We start from the raw sequence: 22,665 nt of genomic DNA, 5'->3' as shown, positions 1-22,665 counted from the left end.
AGTATGAGTGACAACAAGAATCCGAATCAAAAGCAGATTAATATTGAATTGGATGAAAAAATGGCTGAGGGAATTTATTCAAATCTTGCCATTATAAATCATTCAGTGTCCGAATTTGTGGTAGATTTTATCAGTATGATGCCAGGGGCGCCGAAGGCAAAGGTTAAAAGTAGGATTATATTGACCCCACAGCATGCCAAAAAGTTTTTAAAGGCATTGCACGATAATGTTCAACGGTTTGAGAAAGCTAATGGGACAATAAAGGATTATGAGCAACCGTCGATACCACTTAATTTTGGTCCGACAGGAGAAGCTTAAAAAAAAAGCCCAACTTTTAAAGTTGGGCTTTTTTTATTCAAATTCAGATGTGAAATGTAGTTTTACCGAAGGATATTTTTGTTGGGTCATTTGTAATGAAAAGTGCGAATCTGCTAAGAATACCAGTTGCCCCCTTTTGTCTTTGGCCAAGAATTTTTGCTTAACCCTTTCGAATTCTTTAAACTCTTCACTTTTCCTATTTTCCGTTCCTACCCAGCACGCTTTATAAACTGGAAAATTTTCATAGCTACACTTAGCTCCATATTCATGCTCCAGTCTATATTGTATTACTTCAAACTGTAGAGCTCCAACGGTTCCAATTACTTTTCTTCCGTTCATTTCTAAGGTGAAAAGTTGTGCAACACCTTCATCCATAAGCTGATCGACCCCTTTGTTAAGTTGTTTCGACTTCATGGGATCGGCATTGTTGATATACCTGAAGTGCTCTGGAGAAAAACTAGGTATACCCTTGTAATGAAGCGTTTCACCTTCTGTTAGGGTGTCACCAATTTTGAAATTTCCTGTATCGTGTAAGCCAACGATGTCTCCAGGGTAAGATATATCCACAATCTCCTTCTTTTCAGCAAAGAAGGCGTTCGGACTCGAAAATTTTAAATTTTTCCCCTGTCTAACATGTAAATAAGGTTTGTTTCGTTCAAAGGTGCCTGAAACAATTTTAATAAAGGCTAAACGATCACGATGTTTCGGGTCCATGTTCGCATGTATCTTAAAAACAAAACCCGTCATTTCTTTTTCATTCGCTTCAACCAAACGCTCTTCGGCATTTTTGGATCGAGGAGGTGGAGCTATTTGAATGAAACAATCCAACAGTTCCCTGACCCCAAAATTATTCAAGGCAGATCCAAAGAATACAGGTTGCTGGTCACCTTTTAAGTAGAGCTCCTTATTGAATTTGGGATATACGCCCCATACCAACTCTAAATTATCCCTTAGCTCCTTAGCTGCTCTACTGCCAATAATTTTTTCTAATTCTGGATTGGTCAAATCATCAAAAGCAATAGTCTCTTCTATATTTTTTTTACTGTCGCCACTAAAAAGGTTGATGTTTTTTTCGAAGATGTTGTAAATGCCTTTAAAGTCATACCCCATTCCAATAGGAAAACTTAAAGGAGTGACAGCTAGCCCCAATTTTTGTTCCAATTCATCCAAAAGGTCAAAAGCATCTTGCCCTTCCCTGTCCATTTTATTAATGAAAACAATCATTGGTATTTTACGCATTCTACAGACCTCTACTAATTTCACGGTCTGCTCCTCAACCCCTTTGGCCACATCGATTACTACGATTACACTGTCTACGGCTGTTAATGTTCTAAAAGTGTCCTCGGCAAAATCTTTATGTCCCGGGGTATCAAGAATATTTATTTTTTTATTGGCGTAATTAAAAGCAAGAACGGAGGTCGCAACCGAAATACCTCTTTGTCGCTCAATTTCCATAAAATCACTGGTGGCAGTTTTTTTAATCTTATTGTTCTTTACGGCTCCTGCCTCTTGAATCGCACCACCAAAAAGCAACAGCTTTTCTGTTAATGTGGTTTTACCCGCATCTGGGTGGGAAATTATCCCAAAGGTTCTTCTGCGGGCTATTTCTTGCTTAAAACTCATGTAAAAAATTTGTGCAAAAGTAATATAAATTGAGCTCTTAGTATTTAATTTCCTACGGTCATATCGATTGATGTTTTTGTCATGTGATTTCGTAGGTAAATAACTCAAGCATAAAAAAAATGTTTTTACTATTTTTGATACTTCAAAAAGTCTTTTCTTCACTGAGAAACGTACATCCACTATAAAGTTTATAAAAAATTTACATTTTATCGATGAATCACGTCACTTGTCTTTTGAATTTGATAGATACGGCAAAAGAATTTGAAGTAAGTTTTATATAATATATCTTAGCATTAATTTCTTTAAAGTAAGCCCCACTTTCTTATAAGAACCTATATTTTCAATGCCATGGTGATTAGTTAAAAACTAAACATTTATGGGTGAAATTACTTTTATAGATAGTCGCAATTTTAACTCGGGCAAGTCCGGGTTACTTTTTTCATGCATTTTATTTCTTTTAGTAAGTTCTCGAATTTTTGGATTTGAAGACTTTACAGAACATTCATCAAATTTGGCTGACACTAATTATTACAATGGTGATTTGGACGATGATGACGATGGAATTTTGAATACCGTTGAAGACCAAAATGAAGATGGTGATAATAATTATTTAACGAATCCATCTGACCAAGACCGGGACGGAATACCAAACTATTTGGATATTGATTCTGATAACGATGGTATTCTCGATACTGTTGAGGCTCAGACGAGTATTGGTTTTATTAGTAAATCTGGGATTGATGCCAACAACAATGGAGTGGATGATGCCTTTGAGGGTGCATGGGGCATTGGTTTAACCCCTATCAACACTGATTTAAGTTTGGGAGGAAGGGGCAGGATCCCTGATTATTTAGATGTGGATTCAGATATTGACGGTATTAGGGATAACGTTGAAGCTCAATCATTTTTTTCCTTTGTTCCTCCTTCTAATATAGATGCCAATGGAAATGGTTTAGACGATGCTTATGAAGGAAGTTATGGTTTCGGTATCGTTCCTATAAATTCCGATGACGACCAATATCCAGATTTTAGGGACTTCGATTCTGATGCTGACGGGATTAAGGATAAGGTAGAAGCGCAAACCACTCAAGGGTATATCGCACCTATTGGAGATAACAATAAGAATGATATCGATGATGCCTATGAAGATGGACTATCAACTCTTGATACTGATGGTGATTCTATACCAGATTATAGGGATTTGGATTCCGATAATGATGGAATATTAGATAACCGAGAAAGCCAAACAATTAATGAGTATAAGTCACCTAGTGGGGTAGATAATAATAACAATGGCCTAGATGATGTTTACACTTATAATGGTATAACTCCCATCAATTCTGATTCAGATACGCAACCTGACTTTAGGGATATAGACAGTGATAATGATGGTATCCCCGATAACGTCGAGGTGCAGACTACAGCTGGCTATATAGCACCGAATTTAGACGACGAGGCTACTTATGCCTTCAACGACGGAGTGAACAGCGCTTACCCTACAGGTCTGACACCAGTGAATACCGACGGAAATGATAGTGTAGATTACCTTGATGATGATAGTGATGACGACCTTGTTCCCGACAACAACGAGGGGAACGACTTCAACTTCGATGGAATTCCGGACCAGACTCTTACCGGAATCGATACTGATGGTGACGGACTCGATGACGGTTATGAGGGAAGTGATGTGAACGATGGCTATGATGTAAACGATGAAATTAATGACCCGACAAACGATTTACCTGACACTGACGGTACCGAGGATGTCAATTACCGTGATATTGATGACGATGGTGATGGCTTAAACACACCGGATGAAGACGCCAATCACGATGGTGATCCTACCAATGATGATACCGATAATGATGGAACTCCAGATTATCTTGATCCTGATAATGGTAATAATGAAAATTTAGACGTGGTCGATGATACGGCGTCCACACCGAAGGATACGGCTGTTGAGATAGATATTTTGGACAACGATTCCGGAATCCCTTCGGACGGCACGTTGACAGTTGCCGAACCTACTAGTGGAACGGTAGATATCAACGATGGCGGGACTCCCGACGATATCACCGACGATACGGTAATCTATACCCCGAAGGATGGTTACGAGGGTACCGACAGTTTCGAATACACGGTCTGCGATGCCATGGACGCGTGCGACACGGCCACGATAACCGTAATCGTGGGTACGCCGGTAGCCTTGGACGTGGTCGACGATACGGCGTCCACACCGAAGGACACGGCTGTTGAGATAGATATTTTGGACAACGATTCCGGAATCCCTTCGGACGGCACGTTGACAGTGGCCGAACCTACTAGCGGAACGGTAGATATCAACCATGGTGGCACCCCGGCCGATATCACCGACGATACGGTGACCTATACCCCGAAGGATGGTTACGAGGGCACCGACAGTTTCGAATACACGGTCTGCGATGCCATGGGCACGTGCGACACGGCCACGATAACGGTAACCGTGGGTACGCCGGTAGACTTGGACGTGGTCGACGATACGGCGTCCACACCGAAGGATACGGCTGTTGAGATAGACGTTCTGGATAATGATTTGGGAATCCCTTCGGACGGCACGTTGACAGTGGCCGAACCTACTAGTGGAACGGTAGATATCAACGATGGTGGCACCCCGGCCGATATCACCGACGATACGGTGACCTATACCCCGAAGGATGGTTACGAGGGCACCGACAGTTTCGAATACACGGTCTGCGATGCCGTGGGCACGTGCGACACGGCCACGATAACGGTAACCGTGGGTACGCCGGTAGCCTTGGACGTGGTCGACGATACGGCGTCCACACCGATGGACACGGCTGTTGAGATAGATGTTCTGGACAACGATTTTGGCATACCTCAAAATGGAACTCTAACAACGACTGAACCATCTAATGGACGGATAGAGACCAACGATGGCGGCACCCCGGACGATATCACCGACGATACGGTTATCTATACGCCGAAGGATGGTTACGATGGTACTGACAAACTTTTTTATACGGTTTGCGATGCGGATGGTAATTGTGATACTGCGATGATTAACATTTTAATAACTGTAATAGAAGTCAATCAAATGGTGACTCCAAATGGTGATGGTAAAAATGATTTCCTATTTATTAAAGGAGTTGATAAAATTCGTAGCAGTACTTTAAAAATCTTTAATAGGTGGGGAGTCGCCGTGTATGAAGGAGAAAATTATAATAATCAGAATAATGTATTTGATGGCAGGTCGAGAGGTAGATCAACATTAGTTGTTGAAGATTATCTTCCTGCTGGGGTATACTTCTATATCTTTGATTACACCACCTTAGATGGAGTGAATAAAGTGGATAGCGAATATCTTTATATCAGTAGATAACAGTTGAAAATATGAATGTCAAAAATAATTTTTTATTTCTATTAGGTTCCATATTCTTAGTTTGTGGGCCTATGATTGCGCAGCAAGATGCCCAATATACCCAATATATGTTCAATACCATGAGTGTTAACCCTGCGTATGCGGGATCCCGCGGCCAATTAAGTATTGCCGCTTTATATAGATCTCAATGGGTGGGTTTGCCAGGAGCGCCTAAAACACAAACATTGAATATTCAATCACCCATAAGGAATAGTAAATTGGGTTACGGTGTATCCATTGTAAATGATGAAATTGGGAATGGGGTGGTGCAAGAGACCTATTTTGATGCCGTAGTGTCATATACCGTTGATGTTTCTGCGGAAGGAAAATTATCATTTGGGTTAAAAGCTGGTGGCAACCTTTTGAATCTTGATTTTACAGAGCTCCGTAATTTTGATGCAGAACCACTGAATTCGGATAATATTGAGAATAGATTTTCACCCAATTTCGGGGTTGGGGCATACTATCATTCCAATCAATTCTATGCAGGTCTTTCTGCTCCTAATCTGTTGCAGACTGAACATTTTGATAATTCTAAGCAAGATTCCAATGACGTTCAATTTTTATCTAAGGAGCGAATCAATTTTTATTTTATAACCGGTTATGTTTTTGATTTGAACGGTAATCTTAAGTTTAAACCAGCTTTGTTGACCAAAGTAGTTGGTGGTGCGCCCTTGCAAGTAGATATGTCGGCAAATTTTATGTTCAACGATAAATTTACTTTTGGCGCGGCCTATCGGTGGGATGCAGCCGTTAGTGCGATGGCCGGTTTCCAAATTTCTGATCAATTTATGATCGGACTTGCTTACGATAGGGAAACTACAGATTTGGGAGGGACGCAATTCAATGATGGATCATTCGAAGTGCTTTTAAGATATGAATTGGTCAAATCTTTTCAAAGACTGGTTTCACCTCGTTTTTTCTAAATGGCAATTTTATATATGAAACATAAAGTAAATTTAGTTCTAATACTATTGTTGTTCTTACATGGAATGGCCAAGGCCCAAGAACGGCTAATAGAAAAAGGGAATGAAAAATTCGAGGCTTATTCGTTCAGTCCAGCTATTGATATCTATAAAAAGGTTTTGGAAAAGGGCTACGTATCCGCAGAATTACTAAGAAAATTAGGAAATTCCTATTATTATAATGCTGATTATAAGGATGCGGCTGATACATATAAAAGACTTGTAGCGGATTATTCTGAGGAGGTTACGGCGGAGGATTATTTTAAATATGCCCAATCTTTAAAAACATTGGGAGATTATGATACTTCAAGCACTATAATGACCAAATTTATAGATATAACCAAAGGTGACGGTAGGGCTACTGCATTTAATGAAGATAGAGACTTTATGGCAGAAATCAAGGAAAATTCAGGTAGGTATACATTAGGTCCTTTTGAGTTTAATACAACCTATTCTGAATTTGCACCTTCGTTTTATAAAGAAGGACTAATATTTTCATCGGATAGGGATACGGGTAATTTTGCCAGATACCGCCATACTTGGAATGCCAAGGATTTTTTAGATCTTTATGAAGTTAATGCAGATAGCTCCTCTCTAAATACCGTCAAAAAGTTAGACGAAAATATTAATACTAGATTGCATGAATCTACTTCTGTGGTCACAAAAGATGGTCAAACCCTGTATTTCACCAGAAACAATTTTGTAGAAGGTAAATATATAAAAGATGATAAGGGTATCATCCGATTGAAAATCTTTAGGGCCCAGTTGACCGAAGGTAATATTTGGGGTGACGTCGAAGAACTGCCTTTTAATAGCGACGCATATTCTGTAGCCAATCCGGCTTTAAGTCCAGATGAGAAAACATTGTATTTTGTTTCGGACATGCCAGGATCTCTTGGGGAGTCTGATTTATTTATGGTGACTATAAACCAAGATCGTACGTTCGGTCCACCACAGAATTTAGGACCGAATATCAATACAGAAGCGCGTGAAACATTTCCTTATGTGACCAGTGATGAAATTTTATATTTTTCTTCCGATGGCCATCCTGGCTTGGGTGGATTGGACGTATTTGCAACAAAAATAAAACGACAAGATTTTACCGGTAAAGTACTTAATGTAGGGGAGCCGATTAACAGTAAAGGTGATGATTTTACATTTATTTTTGATGAGGAACTACGTACCGGATATGTTGCTTCAAATCGGGAAGAAGGTCTAGGTGCTGATGATATTTATAGTTTTGTGGAATTAAGACCTTTGGTTTTTGACTGTATACAAAAGGTGACAGGCACCGTTAGGGACAAAGTAACGAATGAAGTATTGATAGGTGCAACAATTAAAGTAATCGATGAAAATAACGAAGAACTATTTTCTACCATAACCGATTCTGACGGCACGTATAGTTTAGAGCTAGATTGTAATCAGGGTAATTTTGTAAGGGCTTTAATGGAGGGCTATATACCCTTCGAAGAATATATTGGAGTTTCAGACGGAAAGCCGAAAATTATTGATTTTTATCTTGAAAAAGACCGTATTACCGCTGGTTTTGGTGACGATTTGGCAAAATTACTTCAATTAAGCACCATTTATTTTGATTTTGACAAGTACAATATCCGGAAAGATTCTGAAGTGGAGATTGAAAAAGTGATCGCCGCAATGGAAAAATATCCAAGTTTAAAGTTGAAAGTAAATTCACATACCGACAGCAGAGGTTCTGCCGCTTATAATCTTTGGCTTTCTCAAAAAAGGGCAGAATCTACAGTGAATTATATGATTAAAAAGGGTATTTCTAAAGATAGATTAAAAAGCGAAGGATATGGCGAAAGTAAATTATTGAACGGATGTTCGGATGGCGTTCGTTGTTCTGCTGCACAGCACGATGTCAATAGACGCTCCGAATTTATTATTCTGGAGTAGATTCATATTTTATCAAAAAAGCTAGGAAACATTAAATTGTTTCCTAGCTTTTTTGATTTTTAAAAACCTCAATTTGAGTTAGATCGTATGCTCATGTACTTATTTGGGTCGTTCATGGCTACTTTTCTTCGATACACAACAATAAATTAATAACAAAGTCATTATTGGCGATCTTGTTCCATATTTTAATTTAAGTGGAGCAAGTTCCAAATCTTTTAAAATGACTTCTAGCACTCATATGGGCGAAAATCTTAAGTTTATTATAGTATTATTTCTTTTGGCCAACTGTAGTTTTGTTGTTTGTCAAAAAACCTATACTGATAATTTCAGTTCTGTTTCTTATTCAAATAACAACGGAAATACCAATTTTAGTAGTAATTGGATTGAAGTGAACGAGGATAATAATGCGAATAGTGGAACAATAAGGATTACTAATGATCAACTTAGATTCAGGCAGCTAGGAAATGATGACTATATTTATAGAACGCTTGATTTAAGCGATGCAATTTCTGCGACATTAAGTTTTGATTATAATGCAACGAATAGAGGTAATGAAAATTTACAAGTTTATTTATTCAATCTTGATATCAATGATTGGGAAAGTATTGGCGTAATAAATACAAGTAATTCGGGTACTTTTTCCCATGAGCTAACGCCGGCACAACTTTCAAATTCCTCTCGAATAGCTTTTACATCTTCAACAGGATACTGGGATTGGGGAGAATTTATTTTTATAGATAATATTAACTTCAGCGCTATTAATCCTAGTTGCAGCAATGTTTTGGATTATGAATTTTATGATGGTACGCCTTCTGGAAATACGGTTGACAATATTCCAACTACGGGTGCATTATCATTCGGTCAAGTAAGTGATTTTGATGTTAATACACTTCAAAACTCAGTTGATCCAGGAGATTCAGATTCCTATGGGGTCAGGTTCGAAGGTTATATAAGAATAGAGAACCAAGGTTCTTATACCTTTTATACCAATTCTGATGATGGTTCTAAGCTCTATATTGATGATGTGCAAATTGTAAATAACGATGGTAATCATGCAAGTCAAGAAAGATCTGGCACGGTCAATTTATCTAGCGGTTTACACGCAATAAAGGTGTTGTTTTTTGAATCGGGTGGAGGACAATCACTCAATGTAAAATATCAGGGACCATATATTTCTAAACAGGATCTTCCGTTTTCAATTCTGTACAGCGATTGCATTGTTCAAGCATTAGATACCGATGGTGATGGTCAATCTGATGAAACCGATATTGATGATGATAATGATGGAATTTTAGATGTAAACGAATGTGGGTCTGCATTTGGGAACTATGCTCAAACGGCTTCAAATATTCGATATTTTAATAATGTAGTGAATGCTCAGGGCAATCCTGGAACGACCTTTGCAAATAACCCCACAAGTTATCCTGGTGGAAGTTCGATTTTACTTTTGAAATTTCCAGTACCACTTCCTATCGGTACCTCGGTTAGTGTTTTCTTAGGCGCGGACCCAGCAGTCTCAAGTACAGATATTCAAGTACAAAGGTCAACAGCTGCTGGGGGTAATGATGGATATCTAGCCGATGCAAACTATACGACATCTGGAGCTGTTCGTGAAGTAACCTTCACGGTAACAAGCGGTACGATAGAATATATAAGAATTGAAGCTTACCAAACTGGAGCCCGTGTCTATGGTGCCAGTTATGGCACTGGTGGTATTGACTGCACTACGGTAGATACCGATGGTGACGGTATCCCGAATTATTTAGACTTAGATAGTGATGGTGATGGCATTCCCGATAATGTGGAAGCTCAAACTACAACGGGTTATATCGGACCTGTGGGAGCGGACGGTAATAACGATGGATTGGATAATGCTTATGGTACAAATGGTTTAGTTCCTGTAGATTCCGATGGCGATGGAACTCCTGATTTTTTAGATAGCAATAGTGATGACCAAGGACCCAACGATACCAATGAAGCCGGGATAACACTTTCGGGTTCGGATTCTGATGGTGATGGCTTGGACAATGCTATCGATGCCACTACGGGATATGCTGAGCCCGGAGGTAAAATCAATAACCCTTTGAATACTAATGGCGGATCCATTGCCTTACCCGATTGGGATAATGATGCTGATTCGGGAGGAGATGTGGATTACAGGGATGCTATTGATGATTCTTTAAACCAACCACCGACGATTACAGCTACGGGCGAGCAACTTTATTGTCCGGGTACTATGGTGCCCATCGCCGAAACTGTGTCAATAACAGATCCGGACGATACTGATATCGCCGCAGTTTTTATTCAAATATCTGCAAATTATGACAATACAGGAGATGAACTGGTATTGACCGGTTCTCACCCTGCAATTAACGCTACATGGGATGTTTCTGAGGGTAAACTTAGCCTCATTGGTCCAGCAAGTTTAGCCGCTTTTGAAACGGCAATTTCTGCTGTAGTTTACCGATCATCGGCAACTCCGGTAGCAGGTACAATGAAAGAAATTTCTATAGTTCTTAATGAAGCCAACTATTTATTTTCGACCCAACACTATTATGAATACATTCCAGCATTAGGAATAACTTGGACTGCAGCTAAAGATGCAGCAGCACTAAGAACTTTTTACGGACTTCAGGGGTATTTAGCTACGTTGACTGTTGCCGACGAGGCTGATTTACTGGGAAAACAATCCAGTGGTGCAGGCTGGATCGGGGCCAGTGATGCGGGGGTTGAAGGAGAATGGCGTTGGGTGACCGGCCCAGAGGCAGGAACCCAATTTTGGAGTGGTAATGGCACTGGTAGTGTAACAGGTCCTTACAATTATGCAAATTGGAACAATGGCGAGCCAAACAACTCGGGCGGTGAAGATTATGCTCATATAAATGCCCCAGGTACCGGTTTTGATGGCTCTTGGAATGATTTGTCCAATACGGGGGCTGCAAGTGGTAATTATCAGCCAAAAGGATATCTAGTGGAATATGGAGGTACGCCAGGGGATCCAGCACCACCTCAAATTTCTGCGGTCACTAGAATTAGGGTGGATAATGTGAATCCTACAGCTACTAATCCAGCTCCAATTTCAGTATTTTGTAGTTCAGATGTACCCACTCCTGACACCAGTGTTGTGACTGACGAATTTGACAACTGTACAACAAATCCTACGGTAACTTTTATAAGTGATGTTTCGGACGGAGGAGTGAATCCAGAAATAATAACCAGGACCTATAGAATATCAGATGATAGCGGAAACTCAATAGATGTTACGCAGACGATTACGGTGCAATTGGCTATTCTAAATAGTTCACCAACCGATCAAACTGTTTTGGTTGGTCAGCAAGCTGTTTTTACCGCTAGTTATACAAATGCAGATACATACCAGTGGCAAGTTAGTACAGACGGTGGTATTAGTTTCAACTCCATCTTTGATGGAATATCCTATTCAGGAACACAGAGTGCTGCGCTAACGATCAATACGGCCAAAGTAGGTCAAAACAATAATATTTACAGGATAATAGGTTCAAATTCTTCAGGGAGCTGTCCCAATGAAGTGACCAGTGCTACAGCTATTTTAAAGGTTAAAGTCGGTACCGTTGTTACCAATCCAAGAATAACGTATAGGGTTAAGAACGATTAAAAGTAGCGGTTACATCATTGATTTAAGCGTTGAAAAATTCTTTCTAAAAGAAGGCCACTTCTGCTACTTTGAGCTTCACTTAGAAAACCGATAAATTAGATAGCTTTGGAAATTACAGTGAAGAATTAAGCATTAGGGTATTCACTAATGACACCGCTTTTACAACCATTTAAACTTTCAAGAGCGATACTAAAGGAAATTTAAGTCTTAATAAATTACCATATGTATCTTCTTACACTACGTTTATATTTAGATTTTCGAGTAATAAGCAACTGGAAGAAGGGCAAATTTACATGAATTGATTGTTTTCTTGTCACTGCCAGTTGTGGTAGTATTATTGTCATCGATGATAATATCACCTTACTTTGTAGTGACGGGTTGATCCAACCTTTTCATTATTCACGGATGTAGCTGTTAATACCGATAATACTAACAAATATGAATGTGTATTACCATCTACTACTATTTTGGGAGAAAGAATAACGACAACGAACAAGGTCAAATTCACTTTCTTAATTTTCAGCAATAGACCAAATTAGTGCTTATACTGTAATTACGAATAGACAAATCACATACCGTATAAAATCCAACTAAGTTTTTAATACTTCCCTTCACCTAAAGTTTTTAGATAGCAATTAAGGCCTCTAAAACTTTTTTTCCACTAAAAGCTGTTGTATCGAAATCAGAATTGATGATTAGAGTTATTCTATTAATTATTCAGTTCCTGATATCCAAAATATGAAGGTTTTTATATGTACGAAATGTACTGCAATAGCAGTCCATACTCGATAAACTACCACCCAGTCGGTTTCCATTTTTTGAAAAGCTAAACCTCATGTTTGCATGCCTATACTGTGAAAATAACCCTCTACACAACATTTATTTTAAGGGGCAAGAGTTATAATTAATATTTGTGCGTTGTGATTGCTTGTAATCCCTCTTATTGAGAAATAATTGGAATCATAAGTTATGAACAAATAGAAAAACCTATATAACCACAGAATTTTTGAAGGTGAAATTGAATTTTAAAAGTATGAAAAGTCAAACTACTAAAACTAGAAGTATTACCATTAAGGCTTTATTGGCAGTATGTACTTTAATGTTTTCCACCATCTCTATAGCACAGACTACAGTAACTTTAGAGGACCAGTGCAATTGTGAAGTATTACAAGGTACCGCAGTTTCTTCACCAGGTGTAGCAACACCTGCGGGTGCAGATTTGGGTGATTTGTATGTAAACACCACCACTGGAACTATTTTCTTTTGGGACGGTGATTCATGGGAGTTAACCTCTACTGATGCCAATACAACGATAGCATCTTTAACCGAAGATGGGGCAAATCTAATTTTGACAGATAGCGATTTAAATACTGTTTCAATTCCTCTCGCAGATATCGCTACTAGTATTGATACGAACACTACCAATGTTACATTCACGGTCAATAGTGCTAATGGCACCTTAGATATGGTCGATTCTGAAAATACTGTTGTTTCGGTGCCTTTGGCAGATATTGCAGCACAGATAAATACAGATAAGCAAACTCTTTCCGATGTTTTATCTCAAGGGGCAGATGCGAATGGAACGGTAATTTCAAACCTAGGAACTCCATTAGCAGGCACCGATGCCGTTACTAAAAATTATGTGGACACACAGATATCGGCGACAGCCGATGACGATATCACGGGGGTAAGTTTTGACGCTTCGACCAACAGGGTCTCCGTATCCGAGGGTACGACCATTTTCGATGCCGACCTTTCGAGTTTGGAGGAGAGCGCCGATATCACGGCAAACACAACGCTGATCAATAATGAGACGACCCGTGCAAGCAATGCCGAGTCGGCTATACAGTCAGATGTAGACGCCAACGAGACAGCCGCTAATGCCGCAATCTCCTTAAAAGAGGATGCCGCCAATAAATCCACTGATACCGCATTAGGTACTTCCGATATTTCCTTTCCGACGCAGAATGCCGTAAAGACCTATGTGGATACACAGATATCGGCAACAGCCGATGACGATATCACGGGGGTAAGTTTTGATGCTTCGACCAACAGGGTCTCCGTATCCGAGGGTACGACCATTTTCGATGCCGACCTTTCGAGTTTGGAGGAGAGCGCCGATATCACGGCAAACACAACGCTGATCAATAATGAGACGACCCGTGCAAGCAATGCCGAGTCGGCTATACAGTCAGATGTAGACGCCAACGAGATAGCCGCTAATGCCGCAATCTCTTTAAAAGAGGATGCCGCCAATAAATCCACTGATACCGCATTAGGTACTTCCGATATTTCCTTTCCGACGCAGAATGCCGTAAAGACCTATGTGGATACACAGATATCGGCAACAGCCGATGACGATATCACGGGGGTAAGTTTTGACGCTTCGACCAACAGGGTTTCCGTATCCGAGGGTACGACCATTTTCGATGCCGACCTTTCGAGTTTGGAGGAGAGCGCCGATATCACGGCAAACACAACGCTGATCAATAATGAGACGACCCGTGCAAGCAATGCCGAGGCAGCGATACAATCAGATTTAAATCTAGCCAAAATAGATGCCGGAAATGCAATTATAAGCAATACAAACCTAATTAATAATCATATCGCAGCTGATTTTGATACCGACCCAACAAACGAATTAGCGGTATTAGCTTCAGGCGCACCCACAACAAATGGTACCAACTCAGGTGATACATATATAGATACTGATACAGGCCAATTATATGTATGGGATGGGGGTGCTTGGCAACAAGTGGGGGGTAGTGCCGCACCAGATACAGATCCAGACCCGACCAATGAGTTATCCGACATCGCTATTACAGGCACGACCTTAGAGCTTACCAATGCGGCGGCAGGTGCAACGGGTGTTGATTTGAACAATACCTTTGCTACCGATACAGAATTGTCCAATGCGATTGCAGCCAGTGATGCAGCAGATTTGGATAAGGATGCTACAAATGAACTTCAAAATTTAGGGGAAGTTTTAGCGGACGGTAATAATGGCGCTGGTTTGGCAATTACCAATATTGCCGATCCAACCAATCCTCAAGATGCAGCAACCAAAGCCTATGTAGATAGTATTTCAGATGATGATATTAGTGTTGCGAATACTGTTTCAGGGAATAGGATAGCCACTATTTCTGAGCCAGGAATTACGAATGTGGATATCAATGAAACGATAACAACTCTTACTGATGCCAATTCAGATGGTATTTTCGATTATGAGTCTGAAAATGGAACCATTACAACTTTTGATGGAACCGATGACCAAACTGCCGCACAGGTTTCGGTTACTCCCGCAGGAAATATGGCAAGTACAGATGTTCAATCCGCTTTAGAAGAATTGGATGCGAATAGTTCTGATAATCAAGATTTGACCCTTACCGGCGACAACTTGACGTTAAGTAATGACCCAACTGCCACAGCAATAGATTTATCCGATTATAGGGAGACCGTATCGGGTATCAATGATATTTCTGTAACTGATGACGGTAATGGTAATTACACGGTAGATTATAGCGATGGAGATAAAAGCGATACCAACGAAATCACAACCGTAACCGACAACCTTAATGGTACTACGACCATCACCGATGTGAACGGCGGAACGGTAACAGTAGATAATGACGGTGCCGATAATGTGGACGATGCGGACAATGACCCTTTAAACGAAATACAGGATGCAAGCCAGGTAAGTTTCGACGACACGACCGCCAGAATTGGAGCTACGGATACCCAATCTGCAATCGAAGCCTTGGCGGCAAGTAATGCTGCCGATAACGATACTGATCCCACCAACGAGATCACTGATGTTACCGACAACCTTGACGGTACGACGACCATCACCGATGTGAACGGCGGAACGGTGACAGTAGATAATGATGGTGTCGATAATGTAGACGATGCTGATAGCGTAGTTGGTAACGAATACAATACCGGGATAAGCTTTGACGGAACAGACCTGAGCATTACCGACGGTGGCGGTGACCAGACCATAGATATATCGGGAGTTAATACGGATACCCAGGACCTTTCTATAGACGCAACCGGAAAAATAATATCGTTAGTTGATGGTGGTTCGGTAACCATCAATGCTGACGATGCGGATGCCAGTGTAACTAACGAGGTTAACACGGCTTTCACTGTTGCTAGTGGTAACCTGAATATTACGGATAGTAACGGTACGCTTTCAGTTCCTCTGAGTTCGATAGACACCGACACCCAGGATTTGTCGATAGACGCCACCGGAAAAATAATTTCTCTGGTCGACGGGGGTTCTGTGACCATCAATACGGACGATGCTGATAGTGTAGTTGGTAACGAATACAATACCGGGATAAGCTTTGACGGAACAGACCTGAGCATTACCGACGGTGGCGGTGACCAGACCATAGATATATCGGGAGTTAATACGGATACCCAGGACCTTTCTATAGACGCAACCGGAAAAATAATATCGTTAGTTGATGGTGGTTCGGTAACCATCAATGCTGACGATGCGGATGCCAGTGTAACTAACGAGGTTAACACGGCTTTCACTGTTGCTAGTGGTAACCTGAATATTACGGATAGTAACGGTACGCTTTCAGTTCCTCTGAGTTCGATAGACACCGACACCCAGGATTTGTCGATAGACGCCACCGGAAAAATAATTTCTCTGGTCGACGGGGGTTCTGTGACCATCAATACGGACGATGCTGATAGTGTAGTTGGTAACGAATACAATACCGGGATAAGCTTTGACGGAACAGACCTGAGCATTACCGACGGTGGCGGTGACCAGACCATAGATATATCGGGAGTTAATACGGATACCCAGGACCTTTCTATAGACGCAACCGGAAAAATAATATCGTTAGTTGATGGTGGTTCGGTAACCATCAATGCTGACGATGCGGATGCCAGTGTAACTAACGAGGTTAACACGGCTTTCACTGTTGCTAGTGGTAACCTGAATATTACGGATAGTAACGGTACGCTTTCAGTTCCTCTGAGTTCGATAGACACCGACACCCAGGATTTGTCGATAGACGCCACCGGAAAAATAATTTCTCTGGTCGACGGGGGTTCTGTGACCATCAATACGGACGATGCTGATAGTGTAGTTGGTAACGAATACAATACCGGGATAAGCTTTGACGGAACAGACCTGAGCATTACCGACGGTGGTGGTGACCAGACCATAGATATATCGGGAGTTAACACCGACACCCAGGATTTGTCTATAGACGCAACCGGAAAAATAATATCGTTAGTTGATGGTGGTTCGGTAACCATCAATGCTGAGGATGCGGATTCCGACCCTAATAATGAAAACCAAACGGTCAGCGCCGGTACGGGTATCGGCGTAATCCAAACAGGGCAGGACTTCGCCATAACCAATATGGCACCTGACCAAACGGTAAGTATCACAGACGGAGGTAACGGGAACGTAACAGTAGGGGGAACCTATCCTAATTTTACGATTAATGTGCCCGATGCAACAGTTGATACAGATGACCAAGATTTGTCAAATACTGTTTTAACTGCAAATGAGAGTGTTCGAATCGATATTACTGATGGAAACAGTACTACTTTGGATATTAGGGATGCCGATGCAGATCCAACCAATGAAATAGAACTTCCCTCGGGCGGTAGCAACGGACAAGTATTAGCTACCGATGGTTCAGGAACCTATACGTGGGTAAATCCAGACACAGGTCCACAGGGTCCAGCCGGCCCCCAAGGTCCAGCAGGCGAGGATGGCGTTGACGGTAACGATGGTGCGACAGGGCCCCAAGGCCTACAGGGAATCCCTGGAAACGACGGTGCCGACGGTGCGACAGGCCCAATGGGTCCATCGGGTCCCCAAGGTCCGGCGGGAGCGGACGGAGCTACAGGTCCAATGGGTCCTCAAGGCCCCCAAGGTCCAGCAGGCGAGGATGGCGTTGACGGTAACGATGGTGCGACAGGACCCCAAGGCCCACAGGGAATCCCTGGAAACGACGGTGCCGACGGTGCGACAGGCCCACAGGGTCCAGCCGGTCCCCAAGGTCCAGCGGGAGCGGACGGAGCGACAGGTCCAATGGGTCCTCAAGGTCCAGCAGGCGAGGATGGCGTTGACGGTAATGATGGAGCCACAGGCCCACAAGGCCCACAGGGAATCCCTGGAAACGATGGTGCCGACGGTGCGACAGGTCCACAGGGTCCAGCGGGAGCGGACGGCGCGACAGGTCCGATGGGTCCTCAAGGCTCCCAAGGTCCAGCAGGCGAGGATGGCGTTGACGGTAACGATGGTGCGACAGGGCCCCAAGGCCTACAGGGAATCCCTGGAAACGACGGTGCCGACGGTGCGACAGGTCCACAGGGTCCAGCGGGAGCGGACGGAGCTACAGGTCCAATGGGTCCTCAAGGCCCCCAAGGTCCAGCAGGCGAGGATGGCGTTGACGGTAACGATGGTGCGACAGGACCCCAAGGCCCACAGGGAATCCCTGGAAACGATGGTGCCGACGGTGCGACAGGCCCAATGGGTCCATCGGGTCCCCAAGGTCCGGCGGGAGCGGACGGAGCGACAGGTCCGATGGGTCCTCAAGGCCCCCAAGGTCCAGCAGGCGAGGATGGCGCTGACGGTAACGATGGTGCGACAGGACCCCAAGGCCCACAGGGAATCCCTGGAAACGACGGTGCCGACGGTGCGACAGGCCCACAGGGTCCAGCCGGTCCCCAAGGTCCAGCGGGAGCGGACGGAGCGACAGGTCCGATGGGTCCTCAAGGCCCCCAAGGTCCAGCGGGCGAGGATGGGGTTGACGGTAATGATGGAGCCACAGGCCCACAAGGCCCACAGGGAATCCCTGGAAACGACGGTGCCGACGGTGCGACAGGTCCACAGGGTCCAACAGGTCCTCAAGGTCCAGCCGGCGAGGATGGCGTTGACGGTAACGATGGAGCCACAGGCCCACAAGGCCCACAGGGAATCCCTGGAAACGACGGTGCCGACGGCGCGACAGGTCCAATGGGTCCATCGGGTCCCCAAGGTCCGGCGGGAGCGGACGGAGCTACAGGTCCAATGGGTCCTCAAGGCCCCCAAGGTCCAGCAGGCGAGGATGGTGTTGACGGTGCCGACGGTGCGACTGGTCCAATGGGTCCAGCGGGTCCCCAAGGTCCTGCAGGCGATCCTGCAACTGATGATCAAACCTTGGCTACGAATGGAACTGCAGGACAAATTTCTATCACTGGCGGAAATGCCATTACACTGAACGTAAACGATGCGGATTCGAATGCATCGAATGAAATACAGACAATAACATCAATAGACGGTTCGGTAACGGTTACTTCTAGTGGTATCAATTATAATCTATCGGTACCCACAGCAAATGGTTCTGAAACTATGGTAGAAGCAGCACCTGATACTGATATTAGTGTAAGTGGTACGGGTACTTCAGCAGACCCATATTTAATAGCCAACACAAGGCCAAACATATTCTACCCCCCTTCTATTGAAGTAGATGTGGCGACCACGGGTACGGGTAGAACAATTAATTTACATGGCGAATATCTTTCGCAATATGGTACTCCGTCAGTTGTGAGTGCAGGTGCACCATCGGCCATACCAACGTATGCCAGTACCGATCTCTACTATTATGTAACATATTTTGATCCAACAGTATTTGCCAATGTAAGTGTATCGGCCAATGGTGTTATGACTTATGATGTTATAGCCACACCGTCGAACTATAACACACTTATTAACGTGGTATTCGTAGTGAAGTAATTCTATACTCAACTGATTCCCAAATCGATTTGAAAAAAAGTTATATACATAGAGTCTTATTTTCCAGCATCGTATTCGCAATGCTGGGAATTGGTATATCAAATGCACAGTTTTTATTGCAGGCACCGAATTCAACCGATGAAAATAATTATCGTTGGTTTAATGCGGAAGACCCCAATACTGTTTTGGGTACGGATTTTTTCTATGAAGTAAGCCAGCCGGGGGTCTATTTTGCAACATATGATGGGACCGCTTGCGGAAAAAACGCGACAAGTTATTTTATATTAACTGATTGTGCATCACCCAAGAATGAGGTCACCATGGATATAACTTCAAATGTACCTACCGGGGCCACCGTAAATTGGAATCCGGTACTTAGTGGAGACCCATTAAAACCAATGGTATTAGCTACTAAGACGGTAGAAAAATATATGGCTTCCGTTGTTAAAGCCGGTAATTCGAAAAATTTACCTTCTTTTACGGTCGTTTGCATGAGCCAGGCAGCTACCTTGGCTGATGATGTGGTATCGGTCGATGAGGATAATTCCTTGATCATAGATATTTTCTCCAATGATTCAGATTTACCTTCTATGGGAGTTCTGACGACTACAGATCCTTTAAATGGTAGAATATCCATTGATGAGAATGGTACGCCAAATAATCCCTTGGATGATATTATAAATTATGTGCCAAATCCAGATTACAATGGTACCGATAGTTTTACATATACCCTTTGTAATAGTTTTGGTGATTGTAGTACTGCAACCGTAACGATTGATGTGCGGCCCGTACTCGATACTTACGATGATTCCGTTGCGCTAAACATGAACGAAATCATCAATATTGGTGTTTGGAAGACTAATGATAATGATTTACCAAGCACTGGTACATTCAGTGCTAAGCAACCCTTGCACGGGTCAATTACAATCGATGATAACGGTACTCCAGACGACCCAACCGATGATTCGGTCAATTATTTTCCAAATAATAATTATATAGGAACAGATAGTTTTGAATATACTATTTGTGATAGTTCTGGTTATTGCAGTGCCGCTATGGTTACACTGTTGATAAATCCATCAGGTATTGATTTGGATAGTGATGATGATGGTATTGTAGATAGTTTTGAAGACCTGAATTTAGATGGTGACAACGATGCTGCTACAAATCCCACCGATACGGATAATGATGGTTTCCCGGATTATTTGGACATCGATAGCGATAATGACGGTATACCGGACAATGTCGAAGCACAAACAACGTCAGCATATGTAGCCCCCAGTGGTAACGATACCAATTTAAATGGATTGGATGATGCATATGAAGACAATAGCACCATCGGATTATTTCCAATAGATACAGATGGCGACGACCTTCCAGATTATTTGGACTATGATAGTGATGCCGACGGGGTACCCGATGCTATTGAGGGCAACGACCACAATCATGATGGTATTCCAGATGTTGTCCTAATTGGATCTGATAAAGATGACGATGGGCTAGATGACGGTTACGAGGGAAGCATAATCGTAGATGTTGATGTAAATGATGAATATAATGATCCTTATGTAAACCTACCAAATACAGATAGTGATGAAGAATCTGATTATCGCGATACAGATGATGATGATGATGGTATCGAAACCATTGATGAAGATTTGAACTCGAATGGGAATTATGCCGATGATGATTCGGATGATGATGGAATTCCAAACTATTTGGATACCGATTTAGGTGAGTTGGAAGAAGAAATTAAAGTAATAAATGTAATTACTCCAAATGGGGATGGAGTCCATGATGTACTGAGAATAGACGGATTGGAGAATTATCCGAATAATACCTTAAAAATCTTTAATAGATGGGGTGTGTCCGTTTACAATACACGGGCTTATAACACCGAAGGAAATATATTTGATGGTACCTCCGAGGGAAGGGCTACCGTGGATCAAGAACGTAAATTACCTGTTGGTACCTATTTCTATATTCTTGATTACGAATTACCCAATGGGGAGATGAAAACACTTTCCGGTTATATATACATAAATAGATAAGCATGTTCAACCTATATACATCCTCCATACTACAAATTCAAACATTGAAGAAGATTGTTTTTTTGATGGTGATAGCTTTGAGTGCTTTTTGTTACGCACAACAGGATGCCCAATATACACAGTACATGTATAATACCGTAAGTGTTAATCCCGCTTATGCGGGTTCACGAGGGCAAATTAGTCTAGCCGCTCTACATCGTTCACAATGGGTGGGTTTAAAGGGTGCTCCGGTTACACAAACGTTCAATGTTCATTCCCCGATTGGATATCGTGGTGTAGGATTAGGACTGTCAATCGTAAATGATCAAATAGGCCCGACTTCCGAAACAAATTTTGATGTCGATTTTTCCTATACAATTTGGACATCAACAGAAGGTAGAGTCAGTTTCGGACTTAAGGCAAGCGCAAATCTCTTGGATGTACGGTTTTCTGAGCTAGACGAATATAATCTTGATAATAATTTACAACAAAACATAGATAATAGGTTAACGCCGAACATTGGCGCAGGGGTTTATTACCATACCAATGAATTTTATGTGGGTCTATCTGTTCCACGTATATTGGAGACGTTGCATTTTCAAGGATCAAACCTATCTACCGCCAAAGAAAATATGAATTTTTATTTGATAACGGGTTATGTCTGGGATTTGAATCCGTTTGTTAAATTCAAACCCGCATTGCTGACCAAGTTAGTGCGGGGAGCTCCATTACAAGTCGATTTGTCAGCAAATTTCATGTTTAGTGAAAAGTTTATCGTGGGAGCAGGCTACAGGTGGGGTGCGGCCTTTACGGGAATGGCAGGATTCAATATTTCAAGAAAGTTTCTGATCGGTATAGCTTACGATAAAGAAACTACGGAACTGGGCAGTGCTGCTTTTAATGATGGTTCTTTTGAAGTTATTTTTAGGTATGATTTTATTTCTTCGAAGAATAATTTAAAATCTCCAAGATTCTTCTAGAACAATTCTCTTAACGTATTTTATATG

9 protein-coding genes are annotated in these 22,665 nt (G+C 42.1%); 8 read left to right on the top strand and 1 reads right to left on the bottom strand.

Annotated elements, in window-relative coordinates; translation table 11 throughout:
- Window positions 1-3: 3 nt before the first annotated feature.
- Entirely contained in the window at window positions 4-318 is a 315-nt protein-coding gene (locus ACNR9Q_RS16155) for a DUF3467 domain-containing protein (RefSeq protein ID WP_419212260.1), read from the top strand.
- A 33-nt stretch (window positions 319-351) separates the two neighbouring features.
- Here the strand turns inward: ACNR9Q_RS16155 and ACNR9Q_RS16150 are convergent, their stop codons facing one another.
- Window positions 352-1,941, bottom strand: a complete 1,590-nt coding sequence (locus ACNR9Q_RS16150) for a peptide chain release factor 3 (protein WP_419212259.1) — start codon at window positions 1,939-1,941, stop codon at window positions 352-354.
- Between the two features lie 376 nt (window positions 1,942-2,317).
- Between ACNR9Q_RS16150 and ACNR9Q_RS16145 the strand changes: the two genes are divergently transcribed.
- The 7 genes from ACNR9Q_RS16145 (at window position 2,318) to ACNR9Q_RS16115 (ending at window position 22,638) form a co-directional block, all read left to right on the top strand.
- Window positions 2,318-5,320, top strand: coding sequence for an Ig-like domain-containing protein (locus tag ACNR9Q_RS16145; RefSeq protein WP_419212258.1), 3,003 nt, complete (start codon window positions 2,318-2,320; stop codon window positions 5,318-5,320).
- A gap of 11 nt (window positions 5,321-5,331) precedes the next feature.
- Entirely contained in the window at window positions 5,332-6,285 is a 954-nt protein-coding gene (locus ACNR9Q_RS16140; RefSeq protein ID WP_419212257.1) for a type IX secretion system membrane protein PorP/SprF, read from the top strand.
- 15 nt (window positions 6,286-6,300) lie between these two features.
- A complete protein-coding gene (locus tag ACNR9Q_RS16135) occupies window positions 6,301-8,241 on the top strand; it encodes an OmpA family protein (RefSeq protein WP_419212256.1) in 1,941 nt (646 codons plus the stop codon).
- 220 nt (window positions 8,242-8,461) lie between these two features.
- Window positions 8,462-11,875 (top strand): PA14 domain-containing protein, encoded by a 3,414-nt coding sequence (locus ACNR9Q_RS16130; protein ID WP_419212255.1) that lies wholly within the window; start codon window positions 8,462-8,464, stop codon window positions 11,873-11,875.
- 1,033 nt (window positions 11,876-12,908) lie between these two features.
- Window positions 12,909-19,628: a hypothetical protein gene (locus tag ACNR9Q_RS16125; RefSeq protein ID WP_419212254.1), complete on the top strand. Its 6,720-nt coding sequence runs from the start codon at window positions 12,909-12,911 to the stop codon at window positions 19,626-19,628.
- 29 nt (window positions 19,629-19,657) lie between these two features.
- Complete coding sequence (locus ACNR9Q_RS16120) at window positions 19,658-21,679, top strand: gliding motility-associated C-terminal domain-containing protein (protein WP_419212253.1); 2,022 nt, start codon at window positions 19,658-19,660, stop codon at window positions 21,677-21,679.
- Window positions 21,680-21,681: 2 nt separating this feature from the next.
- Window positions 21,682-22,638 (top strand): type IX secretion system membrane protein PorP/SprF, encoded by a 957-nt coding sequence (locus ACNR9Q_RS16115; RefSeq protein ID WP_419212252.1) that lies wholly within the window; start codon window positions 21,682-21,684, stop codon window positions 22,636-22,638.
- Window positions 22,639-22,665: the final 27 nt, after the last annotated feature.

It is taken from the genome of Maribacter sp. X9 (assembly GCF_048537565.1).
Classification (GTDB): Bacteria; Bacteroidota; Bacteroidia; order Flavobacteriales; family Flavobacteriaceae; genus Maribacter.
This window is presented reverse-complemented; position numbering and strand designations above follow the sequence as displayed.